Genomic DNA, 536 nt, shown 5'->3' with positions numbered 1-536 from the left:
GATCACGGTCACCATAGGGTTTGCGGTCACGGTCACCGGCACCGCCACCGAAACCACGACGGTCACCCTCACCATCACGACGCGGGCGGTCACCAAACGGCTTACGATCACGGTCACCATAGGGTTTCCGTTCACCGCCGGCAGCCGCGCCGCGGGAAGAGTTGTCCCCGCCACGGTCGGACCGGGACCGGAACCCCCGGGGCTCACCGCCGGAGTTGTTGTTGCCGCGGAACGCGCCACGGTCGTTGCCGCGGTTGCCACCGTTGTGCTCGGCCATATGGATTCCTCCTGTTGTGAGCCGACCACTGGCGCAACTGCAGCCGCTCGTTTCATTTCCTACGCAACCCGAAATCAAGCGCTTCGAAGTCCGTACATCTTCATCAATTCTAGTGGAGCCACAAAATCTCCCGGGACAGAGGGGACCCTGGTGCCGGTATCGTGGCCATCTTCACAACCCCGCCCAGTCCACCAACACGCCCGCTCACGTTTGGCATGGTTTGCGGGGGTGCCGGCTCGTGTTTGGCATGGTTTCCGGG

The 536-nt window shown here is 63.2% G+C and carries 1 pseudogene; it reads right to left on the bottom strand.

Annotated features, from left to right (window positions below):
* Positions 1-277, bottom strand: a pseudogene (locus IEW19_RS23250) (hypothetical protein); the annotation flags it as partial.
* Positions 278-536 lie beyond the last annotated feature (259 nt).

This window comes from Arthrobacter liuii (assembly GCF_014639275.1).
Lineage (GTDB): Bacteria > Actinomycetota > Actinomycetes > Actinomycetales > Micrococcaceae > Arthrobacter > Arthrobacter liuii.
Note: the sequence above shows the minus strand (reverse complement) of the source record. Positions and strands in the feature narration are given on the sequence as shown.